Raw genomic sequence first — 13,742 nt, 5'->3', positions numbered from 1 at the left:
CCCACGCGGCACGCATCGCGCACCACACGCACGCACCGCACCCCGCGCACCGCGCACCGCACAGCACCTCGCACACCCCCCCCACGCCGAGCCGACCGCGCCGCCTGCCGCGGCCTCCGCCACCGTCCCGGCTCTCCCCCCCCACGGAGTCGTCGATGAGATCCTCCCTGTCCTCCGCGGACGCGCCGCCGAGCGCGCCCGCGCCCACGTTCACGCCCGCGCCCGCGTCCACGCCCGCTTCCCCTTCCGCGAGGCCGTCTTCCGCCGCGCGGCGCGCCGCACGCCGCCTCGCCGCCGTCCTCTCGCTCGCCGCGCTGTGCGTGCTGGCGGCGTTCACCGGCGGCGCGCCCGCCGCGAGCGCGGTCACCGTGCCCCCGCCGCCGTCCGGCTGGACCACCGTGTTCAGCGACGACTTCAGCGGCGCCTCCGGGAGCGCGCCGAACTCCTCGAAGTGGACGTACGACACCGGTCCGGGCTCCAACTTCGGCACCGGCGAGATCGAGACCATGACCACCTCGACCTCCAACGTGCACCTGGACGGCAACGGCCACCTGAACATCACCGCGCTGGGCAGCGGTTCCAACTGGACGTCCGGCCGCATCCACACGCCGACCGCCGTGGCGGGCGCACCGGCCGGCGGCAAGCTCGAGGTCACCGCGTCGATCCAGCAGCCGAGCCCGGCGAACGGCCTCGGCTACTGGCCGGCGTTCTGGATGCTCGGGCAGGGCCAGTGGCCCGAGAACGGCGAGATCGACATCATGGAGGACGTCAACGCGCTCTCCGAGGTGGCCGGCACGATCCACTGCGGCACCTCCCCCGGCGGCGTCTGCAACGAGGGCAACGGCATCGGCAGCGGCCTGCGGGCGTGTTCCGGCTGCCAGTCCGGGTTCCACACCTACTCCATGATCCTGGACCGCACCAACACCTCGAACGAGTCGATCACCTTCTACCTGGACGGCGCCTCGTACTTCAGCGTCAGCGAGAGCCAGGTGGGCACGGCGGTCTGGCAGCAGGCGTACGACCACAACCTGATGATCATCTTCGACCTGGCGATGGGCGGCGCCTTCCCCAACGGCGTGTGCGGCTGCACCTCGCCGAACTCCGGCACCACCTCGGGCGGCACGATGAGCGTCGGCTACGTGGCGGCGTACACCACCGGCGGCGGGGGCACCACGCCGCCGCCCACCGGCGGCGGCCAGATCACCGGCTACGGCGGCCTGTGCCTGGACGACCGGTCGGCGAGCACCGCCAACTACAACCCGGTGCAGGTCTACACCTGCAACGGCACCGCGGCCCAGCAGTGGACCGTGGTCCAGGCCGGCAGCGCCCTGCACGTGCTGGGCAAGTGCCTGGACGTGTACGCCGCGGGCACCGCGAACGGGACGGCGGTGGACCTCTACGACTGCAACGGCACCGGGTCGCAGGTGTTCATCCCGCGCTCGGACGGGTCGCTGTTCAATCCGCAGTCGGGCAAGTGCCTGGACGACACGGGCTGGTCGACCACACCGGGCACCCAGGTGGAGATCTGGGACTGCACCGGCGGCGCCAACCAGGTGTGGCACCTGCCGAGTTGACCACCGGTCCGGTGACGCACTGATCGGAGCGGCGGCGGGCGCGGCGCGGATGCCGCGCCCGCCGCGCGCTCAGCCGCGTCTGGCGATGCCGCGGGCCCGCAGCCGGTCGGCGGTGATCGCCAGGCCCAGCACGCAGCCGAGCACGATGTTGGTGTAGTTGGAGTTGATCTGCAGGGTGGTCAGACCGTTGTTGATCAGCTCCAGCAGGACGGTGCCGGCCACGATGCCGACGATCCGGCCCTGCCCGCCGACCAGGCTGACCCCGCCGATGACGGCGGCGGCGATGGCCGACAGCTCCCAGCCGACGCCGACGCCGCTGGCCGAGCCGACGCCCATCCGGCCGAGCACCATGATCCCGGCGAAGGCGGACAGCAGCGAGCTGGTCACGTACATCGACACGATGCGCCGCTCGCCGCGGATGCCGGCCAGCCGGGCCGCCTCGGGGTTGCCGCCGACCGCGTAGACCTGCCGGCCGGCGTAGGTGCGCTCCAGGAAGAACCAGGCGGCGACCGCGACCACCGCGAAGAGGATCAGCGGCAGCGGGATCTGGGCCACGTAGCTCTGGCCGACGTCGGAGAACAGGCCGCCGATGCCGGTGATCGAGGTGCCGGAGGTGATGGCGAGGGTGACGCCCTGGGCCACGGTGTAGGTGACCAGGGTGACCACGAACGGCGCCATCTTCAGCCGGGTGACGGCCAGTCCGTGGATCAGGCCGACGGTTCCGGCGATGGCCAGGGTGACCAGGATGGCCAGCACCGGCGGCAGCCCGGCGCGGACGTTGAACCAGGACATCAGGATGACGCTGGTGCCCAGCAGCGCGCCCACCGACAGGTCGATGCCGCCGGTGAGGATCACCAGCGACTCGCCGATCGCGATCAGGCCGTACTGGGCCAGGTCGAAGCCCATGCCCTGGAGGTTGACCGCGCCGGCGAAGGACGACTTGTCCAGGGCGAGCGCGGTGAACACCACCACGCACGCGGCGACGACGCCGACCTCGGGGGTCTCCAGCAGCCGGCGGGCGAGCGGGGCGCGCGGCGCGGCCCCGGCCTCCGCCGCGGTCGGCGCGGGGGTGGCGCCGCCGGAGGGTGCGGCGCCGGTACGGGCGCTGGTCTTCATGCGGGTGCCTTCCCGTGCGGTGCCGCGGCGGTCCGGGTGCCGGCCGCCGCGGTCATGATCGCTTCCTTGCTGAACGCGTCCCTGGGGAGGTCGCCGACCACCCGGCCGTGCGCCATCACCACGATCCGGTGGCAGATCCACAGCAGTTCCTCCAGCTCCGAGGAGGCCACCAGGACCGCGAGCCCGTCCTGCGCGGCGGCGTCGATGAGGCCGTAGATCTCGGCCTTGGCGCCCACGTCGACACCGCGGGTGGGCTCGTCGAGCAGCAGCAGCTTGGGGTCCGCCGCCAGCCACCGGCCGAAGACCGCCTTCTGCTGGTTGCCGCCCGACAGGTCGCCGATCGGCTGCTCCTGGCTGTGCAGGCGCACCCCGAGGTCGCTGACGATGCGGGCGGCGTGCTCCTTGTCGGCCCGCGGGCGCAGCACGCCGCGGCGGCTGATCCGGCGCAGCGTGGCGAGGGTGACGTTCCAGCGCACCGAGTGCGTTGGCAGCAGCGACTGGACCTTGCGGTCCTCGGGGACCAGGCCGATGCCGGCCTCGACGGCGTCGGCGGGGTGCCGCGGGCGGAAGCTGCGGCCCTCGAAGACCACCTCGCCGCCGGTGCGCGGCTGGGCGCCCATCACGGTGTGCAGCAGCCGGCTGCGTCCTGAGCCCATCAGCCCGGCGACGCCCACGATCTCTCCGGCGTGCACGTCCAGGTCGACCGGGCCGAGCCCGTCGGCGGTCAGGGCGCGCACCGACAGCGTGGCGGTGCGCTCCACCGAGGACGACGGGGCGAGGTCGGCGCGGGCGAGTTCGCTGCCGACCATCTCGCGGATCATCCGCTCCTCGGTGGCCTGCTGCGGCGTCAGGTCCGCCACCAGCCGGCCGGTGCGCAGCACCAGCACGCGGTCGGCGACGGCACGCACCTCGTCCAGCCGGTGGCCGATGAAGAGCACCGCTCCCCCGGCGGCGGCGTGTTCGCGGGCCAGGTCCAGCACTCGCCCGGCCTCGACCGGGCCGAGCGAGGAGGTCGGCTCGTCGAGGATGAGCACGACCGGGCGGTGGCCCCAGGCCTTGGCGATCTCGATCATCTGCCGGACCGGCACGGGGAAGCGCTCCACCGGCCGGTCGACGTCGACACCGGTCATGCCGACCTCCGCCAGCAGCGCCCGCGCCTCGGCGCGGATGCCGGCCCGGTCCAGCACCAGGGTGCCCAGCGGCCGGCCGGCGGCGCGCTGCGGGCGGCGGCCCAGCAGCAGGTTCTCCGCCACGCTCAACTGGCCGACCAGCGGGAACTCCTGGGCCACCAGGGCGACGCCCAGTTCCCTGCTGTGGTCGGGGCGACCGGGCTGCAGCGGGCGGCCCGCCACGTCGATGGCGCCGGTGGTGGGGGTGACGGTGCCGGACAGCACGCCCATCAGCGTGGACTTGCCCGCGCCGTTCTCCCCCACCACGGCGACGATCTGACCGCGCGCCAGCTCCAGGGCGGGGATGTCGAGCACCTTCACCGGGCCGTAGGACTTGCTCACGTCCCGGAGCCGGACGGCGGGCTCGGACTCCATCAGCTGATCCCCAGCTGCTTGAGCTTGTCCTGGTAGGCGGCGAGGTTGTCCCGGGTGACCAGGCCGACGCCGGAGCTGAGGGTGGTGCCGTCGGACTCCAGGTAGGGCTGGACGATCTTCAAGGTGGCGTCCTTGCCGAGCACCTTGAGTGCGGCGAGCAGGTAGGCGCCGGTGTACCCCTGCTGGTACGGCTGCTGGAGCACGGTGGCCTGGATGACGCCGGACTGCACGAACTTCAGGGTCTGCGGGTCGCTGTCGTCGGAGACGATCTTGACCCGGCCGGACTTGCCGGCCGCCTGCACGGCCTGCGCCGCGGAGGGGCCGTCGTAGGAGTACACCCCGTACAGGCCGTTGACGTTCGGGTTGGTCTGGATCGCGGTCTGCGCGTTGGACAGCGCCTTGGAGGCGTCCATGCCGTCGCTGAGCTTCTGGGCGACCTTGATGTCGGTGCCCTTGAGCGCGTCCTCGAAGCCCTGGATGCGCTCGACGGCGTTGGAGGTGGTGAGCGAGCCGACCAGGATCACCACCTGGCCCTTGCCGCCGAGCGCCTGCTTCATCGCCTCGCCGGCCTTCTGCCCGGCCTGGTAGTTGGGGGTGCCGAGGTAGAGGGCGGCGCCGTCCTCCTTAGGCAGCGGCGAGTCGATGGCCAGCACCGGGATGCCCGCCTTGTTGGCCGAGGAGATGGGCGCCTTGATGGCGGTCGGGTCGATCGCCGAGACGCTCAGGCCGCTGATGCCCTGGCCGCGCAGCGTCTGGATGATGGACAGCTGCTGGTCCAGCCGGCCGTTGGCGGGGGCCTGGTAGGTGCCCTTGACGCCGAGGTCGGACAGGCCCTTGCGGAAGCCCGCCTTGCCGGCGTTCCAGTAGTCGACCGCGACGTTGACGACCATCGCCTCGTTCAGCTTCGACAGGTCCTTGCCGGCCAGCGCCGCCTTCAGCGCGGCGTCGACCTTGGCGAGGTTCGCGTCGTTGAAGGCGATGTCGCCCTTGATGGCGACCGGCTGCGAGCTGCCGCCGGAGGAGGAGCCGGCGTCCGCCGGGCCCGAGTTCCCGGCCCCGCTCTTGCTGCACCCGCTCACCACGAGCAGCGCCGCGAGGGCGATCGCGGCGGCGCCCCACCGCCCGCCTCTGGCCACGGCGGAACCTTGGACATCACGCATGGGCGAACTTCCTGTTCGGTCAGTGACCTGTCGGTCGGCCATTGAGAGCGCTAACAATCCAGTGCGGTGAAGTACCCAGGTCGAGCACGTCCGCCGTGACCCGCCACCGGCAGCCGCAGCAAGGCCGCGGCGACGGGTGTCCGCGGCCGGGGAGAGTCCGGGCCGCCGGCGTGGTCGCGGCGGGTTCCCGTACCCGCCGCCATAGAGTGTTAGCGCTCACCGAACGAGCGTCAAGGTGTTGCACAGAGAAAAACCGGCGGGGTTCACGGCCGCGTCGGCCCACGTCGCGGGGAGCACGCAGCGGCCCGCAGGGGCCGGTCGCGGCGCCGCCCGCGGGCGCTCGAAGCGCGCGCGGGCGGCGCCGCACAGCGGCTACGCGCACATGCCGTCGGGGCGGCGGCCCGACGGGGCGTCAGGGCCGCGGCCGGGCCCCGCGGGCGGTCGCCGGCGGCCTCACAGGCCCCCGGCGAGCCGGTAGTACGCCTGGTTCCAGCGGATCTCCTGGGCGAACCGGCGGATCTCGGTGTCCCGGTCGATCAGCAGCAGCTCGGTGCCGAGGATCTCCGCGAGGTCGGACAGCTCCTCCGCGCCGACCGCGGTGGACAGCACCGTATGGTGCGGGCCGCCCGCGGTCAGCCACGCCTCGGTGGAGGTGCGCAGGTCGGGAGCGGGCCGCCACACCGCGCGGGCGACCGGCAGCCGCGGCAGCGGCTCCAGCGGCTCCACCACCTCGATCTCGTTGGCCACCAGGCGGAAGCGGTCGCCGAGGTCGGCCATCCCCACCACGACCGCGGGGCCCGGCCGGGCGTCGAAGACCAGCCGCACCGGGTCCTCGCGCGCGCCGATGGACAGCGGGTGGATCTCGCACGAGGGCTGCCCCGCGGCGATGGTCGGGCAGACCTCCAGCATGTGGGCGCCGAGGATCAGTTCGCTGCCGGGGACCAGGTGGTAGGTGTAGTCCTCCATGAAGGAGGAGCCGCCGGGGCTCCCGGCGCCCGCGGCCTTCAGGGTGTGCAGCAGCGCCGCGGTCTTCCAGTCGCCCTCGCCGCCGAAGCCGTAGCCGTCGGCCATCAGCCGCTGCACCGCGATCCCGGGCAGCTGCCGCAGGCCGCCCAGGTCCTCGAAGTTGGTGGTGAAGGCGCGGAAGCCGCCCGCGTCGAGGAAGCCGCGCAGACCCAGCTCGATGCGGGCGGCGTAGCGCAGCGCGTCGTGCCGGGCGCCGCCGGCGGTCAGCTCGGGCGCCGTGCGGTAGACGTCCTGGTACTCCTTGGCGAGCACGGTGACGGCGGCCTCGTCCACCGCGTCGACGGCGGCGGCCAGGTCGGCGACGCCGTAGGCGTTGACGCTGACGCCGAACCGCAGTTGGGCGTCGACCTTGTCCCCCTCGGTGACCGCGACGTCCCGCATGGTGTCGCCGAAGCGGGCCAGCCGCAGCGAGTGCAGCGCGTCGCGGCCGAGCGCGGCGCGCATCCAGGCGTGCACGCGGGAGGCCACCGCCGGATCGCTCACGTGGCCGGCCACCGTCTTGCGCGCGGCGCCGAGCCTGGTCTGCACGTAGCCGAACTCCCGGTCGCCGTGGGCGGCCTGGTTGAGGTTCATGAAGTCCATGTCGATGGTGGACCAGGGCAGTTCGACGTTGGCCTGGGTGTGCAGGTGCAGCAGCGGCTTGCGCAGCAGGTTGAGCCCGGCGATCCACATCCGGGCCGGGGAGAAGGTGTGCATCCAGGCGATCAGGCCGACGCAGGCCGGGTCGGCCTCGGCCTGCCGGACGAGCGCGGCGATGGCGTCGGAGCCGGTGAGGACGGGTTTCCACACCAGGCGGGCGGGGGCGCCGGGGACCGCGTCGAGGGCGGCGGCGATGGCGCGGGACTGCTCTTCGACCTGCCGGAGCGTCTGCGCCCCGTACAGGCCCTGGCTGCCGGTGAGGAACCAGACCTCGCGTGCCGGTTGTGCGGTCATGGTCAGGCTCCTTGCCCCTCGGACGGCCCGGGCTGGCCGTACACGTGTCGGTAGCGGTCGTACAGCCGGTCGACGGCGGCCGGGTCGATCGGCAGCGGCGCGCCGAGCTGCCGGGATATGTGCACGCTGCGGGCGACGTCCTCGCACATCACGGCGGCCTTGACGGCGGCGCGCGGGTCGGCGCCGATGGTGAAGACGCCGTGGTTCTGCATCAGCACCGCGGGCGAGCGGTGGCCGGCGAGGGTCGCCACGATGCCCCGGCCGATCGAGTCGTCGCCGATCAGCGCGAACGGTCCGACCGGGATCTCGGCGCCGAACTCGTCGGCCATCGCGGTCAGCACGCACGGCACCGGCTCGCCGCGGGCCGCCCAGGCGCACGCGTAGGTGGAGTGGGTGTGCACCACTCCCCCGACCTCGGGCATGTGCCGGTAGACGTAGGCGTGGGCGGCGGTGTCGGAGGACGGCGCGAGGTCGCCGTCGACGGCCCGGCCCTCCAGGTCACAGACGATCATGGACTCGGGCGACAGCCGGTCGTAGTCGACGCCGCTGGGTTTGATCACGAACAGGTCGTGTCCCGGCACCCGTCCCGAGACGTTCCCTGCGGTCCACACGACCAGGCCGTAGCGGACGAGTTCCTGGTGCAGGTCGCTGACCCGCACCCTCAGCGCGTCGGCCGCCGCGCGGGCGGCCGGCGACAGGCGGTTACTGCTCATGGGCGACGGTCCTCATCGAAGAGTGAGCGCTAACAACAAAGGCGGCGCGAAGCGGAGCGAGGGGGTCGGCAGGTGGGACGGCGGACGGGAGCCGGGTGGGCTCCGGCGGCGGGCCGACGGCGCGCGGGGTGCGCGGGCGGCTCATCCCGCGGCCGCCGCGCGCAGCGCCCGCAGACGGTGCATCACGTCGCTGCCGCCGCGGCCGAAGTGGTCGTGCAGCTCGCGGTAGCCGGCGTAGAGGGCGTCGTAGGCCGCCGCGCGCGCCGGGTCCGGGGTGTAGGCCGCGCGGTGCAGCCGGCCCATGGCGGCCGACGCGGACCGCAGGTCGGGGTACGCGCCGGCGGCCACCGCGGCGTGGATCGCGGCGCCGAGGGCGGGCCCCTGATCCGCGGCCAGGACGTTGACCGGCCGGTTCAGCACGTCGCTGTAGGTCTGCATGAGGAAGCGGTTCTTCAGCAGGCCGCCGGCCGCGGTGAACTCGGCGACCGGCACGCCGGAGCGCTCGAAGGTCTCCACGATGGTGCGCGCGCCGTACGCGGTGGCCTCGACCAGCGCGCGGTAGACGTCCTCCGGCCGGGTGTCGAGGGTCAGCCCGACCAGCAGTCCGGACAGGTGGTGATCGACCAGCACCGAGCGGTTGCCGCTGTGCCAGTCCAGCGCCAGCAGGCCGTGCGCGCCGACCGGTTGGGCCGCCGCCTTCTCGGTGAGCAGCTCGTGCAGCGTGATCCCGCGGCGGCCGGCCTCCTCGTCGTACGACCGGGGCGCGGCGGTACGCACCGACCAGGCGAACAGGTCGCCGACTCCGCTCTGCCCGGCCTCGTAGCCCCACAGGCCCGGCACCACGCCGTCGCGCACCGCGCCGCACATGCCGGGGACGTCGGCGAGCTCCTGCGAGTTCATGATGTGGCAGGTCGAGGTGCCCATGATGGCCAGCATGTGGCCGGGGTCGAGGGCCTGCGCGGCGGCGGCGGTGACGTGGGCGTCGACGTTGCCGACGGCGACCACGGTGCCCTCGCGCAGGCCGGTCAGCGCCGCGGCCCGCGCGCTCAGCTTGCCGGCGGCGGCGCCGGGCGGGGACAGCGGGTGGTCGAGCTTGGCGGTGAAGCCGGCGAAGTCCGGGTGCAGCGAGGCGAGGAACGCGTCGTCGGGGTAGCGGCCGTCCTGGTGGATGCCCTTGTAGCCGGCCGCGCACAGGTTGCGGCTCTCCTCGCCGGTGAGCTGCCAGACGATCCAGTCCGACGCCTCGATCCAGCGGTCCGCGGCGGCGTACACCTCGGGGTCCTCGCGCAGGAGCTGCAGCGCCTTGGCGTACTGCCACTCGCTGGAGATCCGCCCGCCGTAGCGGCTCAGCCAGGGCTGCCCGGACTCCTCGGCGCGCGCCACGATCAGGTCGGCCTCGGGCTGCGCGGCGTGATGCCGCCACAGCTTGGGGTAGGCGTGCGGGCGGTCGGCGAAGGCGGGCAGCTCGCTCAGCGGCGTGCCGTCGGCGGTGGTCGGCAGGACCGTGCAGGCGGTGAAGTCGGCGCCGATCGCGACGACGTCCTCGGGCCGCGCTCCGGCCGCGCGCAGCGCCTCCGGCACCGCGGAGCGCAGCACGTCGCGCCAGTCCTGCGGAATCTGCAGCGCCCAGTCCGGCGGCAGCGGGCGGTCGCCGCCGGGCAGCGCGCCGTCCACCACGCCGTGGGCGTAGGGGTGGACGGCGGTGCCCAGTTCACGGCCGTCGTCGACGGCGACGACCAGGGCGCGGCCGGACAGGGTGCCGAAGTCCACGCCGACGGTGACGGCGGGACGATCGGTGGTCATGGTGTGCCTCCAGGGGTGCGCGGGGCGCCGCCGCGGCGCCCGGGCCGGGGCCGCGCCCGCACGCATCGCTCGGGCCGCCCCGGAAGGCGCCGGCGGACGGCGGAGGTCCTTCGTGCGGGGCGGGTTCGGGACTGCGGGACGGGTTCGGGACGGGGACTCGGGACGAACGGGCGGGCGGGACGCGGGGGCTCGTCGGACGCGGGGACTTGTCGGGCGGCGGGGCTGGTGAGACGCGGGCGTGCGGGGCTGGTCGGACGGGGCAGACGGGACGCGGGGCGTGCGGGGCTGGTCGGACGCGGGGGCGTGCGGGGCTGGTCGGACGCGGGGGCGTGCGGGCGGGGCGTGCCGTGCTCAGTACGGATTGGTGCTGCTGCGGACGATGAGCCGCGGTTCGATGACGACGCGCTCGTCCGCGTCGCCGGCCCCTCCCGCCTCCAGCCGGCTGACCAGCAGCCGGATGCTGGCCTGCCCGACCGCGGCAAAGTCCTGCCGGACGGTGGTCAGCGGCGGCGCGAAGAACTCGGCCTCGGGGATGTCGTCGAAGCCGGCGATCGCCACCTGGCCGGGCACGCTGAGGCCCGCCTCGCGGAAGGCGCGCAGCACGCCGAGCGCCATCTGGTCGTTGGCCACGAACACCGCGGTGACGCCGGGCGCCCCCGGCCGGGCGAGGCCGGCGGCGACGCGCCCGGCCAGCTCCTGCCCGGCCCGGTAGCCGGACAGCGGAGTCCAGTCGCCGGCCAGCGGCTCGGGCACCTCGGCGCCGGCCTCCTCCAGGGTGCTGCGCCAGCCCTTGATCCGGGCCTCGGCCTCCAGCCAGCTCTGCGGTCCGGTGACGTGCCAGACCGTACGGTGCCCGGCGGCGAGCAGGTGGCCGGTCACCAGGCGGGCGCCCAGCTCCTGGTCCACCGAGACGCCCGGTATCGGCAGGCTGTGGCCGCCCTCGACGGTCACCACGGGGAACGGCAGCCGCAGTTCGGCCAGCGCGCTGACCGCGTCGCGGTGCGGCACTATCACCACGATGCCCTCGACTCCCCAGTCGCTGAGGTGGTCGATGGCCTCCTTCAGCGCCGAGGCGGAGTAGCGGCGCAGCGTCACCGCGGAGACCAGGTAGCCCTCCTCGCGGGCCGCCTCCTCCAGGCCGAACAGGGTGCTGGAGGGCCCGAACAGCGTGGGGTTGCAGGCCACCACGCCCAGCGTCAGGGTCCGGCGGGTGACCAGGGCGCGCGCCGAGGAGTTGCGCCGGTAGCCGAGCTGGTCGATGGCGCGCAGGACGTCGTCCCGGGTCGACTCGCGTACGTTGGGGTGGTTGCTCAGCACCCGCGACACGGTCTGGTGCGACACCCCCGCCACCTGGGCGACGTCCGCCATGGTGGGCGGTCGTCGTTTTCCGGCGCTCTCCGCAGTCTGCGACATGACCCTCCGATCGGTGACGAGAGTCATTGTTAGCGTTCACAGCAAGAGGCGTCAAGGGATGCACACGGGATCGCGCCGGGGCGGCTGCCAGGGGGTTCGGCGAGTCGGACGCCGGGCGGACCGGGTCGGGCGGGCAGGCGGTCGCGGCGGGTCAGGCGCCGGGCCGGTCGGCGGGCGCGTCACCGCGGGGCGCGGGCGCGTCGCCGGAGGGTGCGGGCGCGTCGCCGCGGATGCCGGGCGCGTCGCCGCGGGGCGCGGGCGGTTCCAGGACCAGCGCCTGCCGGCGGCGGTGGACGGTGAGGTAGCGCAGCCCGGCCGGCCCGGCGGTGAATCCGCGCAGCGAGCGGCGCGGCAGCCACAGCAGCGCCCCTGGCCGCAGCTCCACCGCGTCCGCCTCGGTGGCCAGGCTCCCCGATCCGCCCAGCACATGGACCAGGACGTCCAGGTCGGGGCCGAGGTGGGGCTCGATGACACCGCCGGGCGGCAGGGCGACGACGTTGGAGTCCAGGTCGCGTTCCGCGGGGTCGAGCCGCCACACCGCGCCGCGCACGTCCGGCTCTCCGGTGCGCCGCGCGAGCGCCGCGGTGTCGGCGAGCAGGCGGGGCGGCCCAGGCGAGGGCTCCGGGTCCCGCCCGGACCGCCACTGCGGTGGAGCGTCGTCGGCCATCGTGCTGTCTCCTGTCCTGCGGGCGGCGCGGAATTTCTCCAATTCCGAGTTGTGTAAACTCTAGGCCATGCACGACGCGCACGAGGACAGGGGCGGGAGCCCGGCCCGCGGCGGCGGCCCGGAGCCGGAGACGGCGGGGAGCCGGACCGCGCGGGACGCGGTCCCGGCCCCCGACGCGGCCCCCGACCCGGTCGACGCCGGGCCCGCCGGACGGCGTCTGGACGTGCTGAACGTCCTGCGGGACGCGGCCGAGCCGCTGGAGATCGCGCGGATCGCCGAGCGGCTCGCGGTGCATCCCAACACCGTCCGCTTCCACCTCGACCGGCTGGTCCGCGACGGCCTGGCGGAGCCGGCGGAGCACGCGCCGGCCGCCCGGCGCGGAACCGGCCGCCCGGCCACGCCGTTCCGCGCGGTGCGGCGGATGCCCAGAAGCGGCGCCCGGCACTACCGGATGCTCGCGGAGATCCTCACCCGCGGCATCGCCGCCGGGCCCGACCCGTCGGCGCAGGCCGTCCGGGCGGGCCGCGCCTGGGGCCGCGAACTGGCGGCGCGCGGCTCCGGACCGGCAGGCGACGACGACGGCCGTCCGGACGCGGACGACGCGGTAGGCCGTCTGGTCGACCTGCTCGCCGCCCTGGGCTTCGCCCCGGAACGCGGGGTCGCGGCGGGGTCCGGCGCGGACCGGCTGGGGCTGCGCAACTGTCCGTTCCTCGAACTCGCCGAGAGCGGCGGCGAGGTGGTGTGCCCGGTGCATCTCGGCGTGATGCAGGGGGCGATGGCCGGCTGGGACGCGCCGGTCACGGTCGACCGGCTGGAGCGCTTCGCCGAGCCGGACCTGTGCGTGGCGCATCTCGCGCCGGCGGAAGGGGCACGATGAGCGGCGCGCTGTCGGCCGCGGTGGCGGTGACGTTCGTGTGGCTGGGCATGGTGCTCGCCATCTCGTTCCTGGAGGCGCCGCTGAAGTTCCGGGCGCCGGGCGTGACGGTGCCCATCGGGCTCGGCATCGGGCGGCTGGTCTTCCGCGCGCTCAACGCGGCGGAGGCCCTGTTCGCGGTCGCCGTGCTGGGTGCGATCGCGGCGGACCCGCCGCCGGCCCGCGCCGTCGTGGCGACGGCGGTGGCCGTGGCCGCGCTGCTGGTCCAACTGGTGCTCGTACGGCCCTCCCTGACGCGGCGTTCGGAGGCGGTGCTGGCCGGCGCGCAGGCGCCCCGCTCGCACGCCCACCACGCGTACATCGCCCTGGAGACGGTCAAGACCGTCGCGCTGATCGCGGGCGGCATCCTGCTGCTGGCCGGCTGAGGGCGACCGGAGCCCCGTCCCCGGGCGGCCCGAAACCGCTCGGGACGGCACCGCTCAGGACGGCACCGCTCAGGACGGCACCGCTCAGGACAGCACTGCTCAGGACGGCACCGCTCGCGGCCGAGGCGCCGACCGTCGCGGGGACGGTCGGCGCCTCGGCCGGGGTCCGGGGGTCACGCGTCCGGCGCGCCGCCCAGGTCGGCGAGGGTGAGCACACCGCCGCCGATCCCCCACCCGCCGTCGACGACCTCCTCGACCAGCACCATCGTCGTGGCACGGGCGCGTTCGCCGTAGATCTCGGCGTACAGGTCGGTGGTACGGGTCACGAGGGTCTCCTTCTGCGCGGCGGTGAGGGTGCCGGCGGGAACCTTGAAGTTGGCGAAAGGCATGGTGCGTCTCCTGGTGGTGCATCCGATCGACCGGGTCGATCGGATGGAATTGGATGGAATCGGATGGAATCGGACGGAGGGGTGGACGGGTCGGCTGAACGGCCG

General features: G+C 74.4%; 13 protein-coding genes. 3 read left to right on the top strand and 10 right to left on the bottom strand.

The features are described from left to right. Positions 1 to 155 precede the first annotated feature (155 nt). On the top strand, positions 156 to 1,574 hold the full coding sequence (locus VSR01_RS36435; RefSeq protein WP_326453239.1) for a ricin-type beta-trefoil lectin domain protein: 1,419 nt from the start codon (positions 156 to 158) through the stop codon (positions 1,572 to 1,574). Positions 1,575 to 1,643: 69 nt separating this feature from the next. On the opposite strand, the gene VSR01_RS36430 is transcribed toward VSR01_RS36435, so the two are convergent. The 8 genes from VSR01_RS36430 to VSR01_RS36395 form a co-directional block, all read right to left on the bottom strand. Beyond that, complete coding sequence (locus VSR01_RS36430) at positions 1,644 to 2,690, bottom strand: ABC transporter permease (RefSeq protein WP_326453238.1); 1,047 nt, start codon at positions 2,688 to 2,690, stop codon at positions 1,644 to 1,646. Further along, positions 2,687 to 4,234 (bottom strand): sugar ABC transporter ATP-binding protein, encoded by a 1,548-nt coding sequence (locus VSR01_RS36425; protein ID WP_326453237.1) that lies wholly within the window; start codon positions 4,232 to 4,234, stop codon positions 2,687 to 2,689. Before VSR01_RS36425 ends, VSR01_RS36430 begins: the two co-directional genes overlap by 4 nt. Then, entirely contained in the window at positions 4,234 to 5,370 is a 1,137-nt protein-coding gene (locus tag VSR01_RS36420) for a substrate-binding domain-containing protein (RefSeq protein WP_326453236.1), read from the bottom strand. The genes VSR01_RS36425 and VSR01_RS36420 overlap by 1 nt, the downstream gene beginning before the upstream one ends. Before the next feature lie 477 nt (positions 5,371 to 5,847). Then, a complete protein-coding gene (gene araA / locus VSR01_RS36415; protein WP_326453235.1) occupies positions 5,848 to 7,353 on the bottom strand; it encodes an L-arabinose isomerase in 1,506 nt (501 codons plus the stop codon). 2 nt (positions 7,354 to 7,355) lie between these two features. Then, complete coding sequence (locus VSR01_RS36410) at positions 7,356 to 8,066, bottom strand: L-ribulose-5-phosphate 4-epimerase (RefSeq protein WP_326453234.1); 711 nt, start codon at positions 8,064 to 8,066, stop codon at positions 7,356 to 7,358. A 141-nt stretch (positions 8,067 to 8,207) separates the two neighbouring features. Beyond that, the gene (gene araB / locus VSR01_RS36405; protein ID WP_326453233.1) at positions 8,208 to 9,869 is read right to left on the bottom strand and encodes a ribulokinase; all 1,662 of its coding nucleotides are present in this window, start codon (positions 9,867 to 9,869) and stop codon (positions 8,208 to 8,210) included. A 351-nt stretch (positions 9,870 to 10,220) separates the two neighbouring features. Next, a complete protein-coding gene (locus tag VSR01_RS36400; RefSeq protein ID WP_326453232.1) occupies positions 10,221 to 11,282 on the bottom strand; it encodes a LacI family DNA-binding transcriptional regulator in 1,062 nt (353 codons plus the stop codon). A 151-nt stretch (positions 11,283 to 11,433) separates the two neighbouring features. After that, positions 11,434 to 11,949 (bottom strand): cupin domain-containing protein, encoded by a 516-nt coding sequence (locus VSR01_RS36395; protein ID WP_326453231.1) that lies wholly within the window; start codon positions 11,947 to 11,949, stop codon positions 11,434 to 11,436. A 67-nt stretch (positions 11,950 to 12,016) separates the two neighbouring features. Here VSR01_RS36395 and VSR01_RS36390 point away from each other — a divergent pair, with 67 nt between their 5' ends. Both VSR01_RS36390 and VSR01_RS36385 read left to right on the top strand, forming a co-directional pair. Beyond that, positions 12,017 to 12,826, top strand: coding sequence for a helix-turn-helix transcriptional regulator (locus VSR01_RS36390; RefSeq protein WP_326453230.1), 810 nt, complete (start codon positions 12,017 to 12,019; stop codon positions 12,824 to 12,826). After that, a complete protein-coding gene (locus VSR01_RS36385; RefSeq protein ID WP_326453229.1) occupies positions 12,823 to 13,248 on the top strand; it encodes a hypothetical protein in 426 nt (141 codons plus the stop codon). The genes VSR01_RS36390 and VSR01_RS36385 overlap by 4 nt, the downstream gene beginning before the upstream one ends. Here the strand turns inward: VSR01_RS36385 and VSR01_RS38165 are convergent. Together VSR01_RS38165 and VSR01_RS36380 are read right to left on the bottom strand one after the other, a co-directional pair. Continuing rightward, entirely contained in the window at positions 13,199 to 13,465 is a 267-nt protein-coding gene (locus tag VSR01_RS38165) for a pentapeptide repeat-containing protein (protein WP_442785620.1), read from the bottom strand. The two genes, VSR01_RS36385 and VSR01_RS38165, sit on opposite strands and share 50 nt — an antisense overlap. Further along, the gene (locus VSR01_RS36380) at positions 13,422 to 13,637 is read right to left on the bottom strand and encodes a tautomerase family protein (protein ID WP_326453228.1); all 216 of its coding nucleotides are present in this window, start codon (positions 13,635 to 13,637) and stop codon (positions 13,422 to 13,424) included. The genes VSR01_RS38165 and VSR01_RS36380 overlap by 44 nt, the downstream gene beginning before the upstream one ends. Positions 13,638 to 13,742: the final 105 nt, after the last annotated feature.

This window comes from Actinacidiphila sp. DG2A-62 (assembly GCF_035825295.1).
Classification (GTDB): Bacteria; Actinomycetota; Actinomycetes; order Streptomycetales; family Streptomycetaceae; genus Actinacidiphila.
This window is presented reverse-complemented; position numbering and strand designations above follow the sequence as displayed.

Excerpts from the sequence above, each read along its gene's own strand:
- VSR01_RS36435 (WP_326453239.1), top strand. The coding sequence starts at position 156 with ATGAGATCCTCCCTGTCCTCCGCGGACGCGCCGCCGAGCGCGCCCGCG.
- VSR01_RS36400 (WP_326453232.1), bottom strand. The coding sequence starts at position 11,282 with ATGTCGCAGACTGCGGAGAGCGCCGGAAAACGACGACCGCCCACCATG.
- araA (WP_326453235.1), bottom strand. The coding sequence starts at position 7,353 with ATGACCGCACAACCGGCACGCGAGGTCTGGTTCCTCACCGGCAGCCAG.
- VSR01_RS36430 (WP_326453238.1), bottom strand. The coding sequence starts at position 2,690 with ATGAAGACCAGCGCCCGTACCGGCGCCGCACCCTCCGGCGGCGCCACC.
- VSR01_RS36385 (WP_326453229.1), top strand. The coding sequence starts at position 12,823 with ATGAGCGGCGCGCTGTCGGCCGCGGTGGCGGTGACGTTCGTGTGGCTG.
- VSR01_RS36410 (WP_326453234.1), bottom strand. The coding sequence starts at position 8,066 with ATGAGCAGTAACCGCCTGTCGCCGGCCGCCCGCGCGGCGGCCGACGCG.
- VSR01_RS36425 (WP_326453237.1), bottom strand. The coding sequence starts at position 4,234 with ATGGAGTCCGAGCCCGCCGTCCGGCTCCGGGACGTGAGCAAGTCCTAC.
- VSR01_RS36390 (WP_326453230.1), top strand. The coding sequence starts at position 12,017 with ATGCACGACGCGCACGAGGACAGGGGCGGGAGCCCGGCCCGCGGCGGC.
- VSR01_RS36380 (WP_326453228.1), bottom strand. The coding sequence starts at position 13,637 with ATGCCTTTCGCCAACTTCAAGGTTCCCGCCGGCACCCTCACCGCCGCG.
- araB (WP_326453233.1), bottom strand. The coding sequence starts at position 9,869 with ATGACCACCGATCGTCCCGCCGTCACCGTCGGCGTGGACTTCGGCACC.
- VSR01_RS36395 (WP_326453231.1), bottom strand. The coding sequence starts at position 11,949 with ATGGCCGACGACGCTCCACCGCAGTGGCGGTCCGGGCGGGACCCGGAG.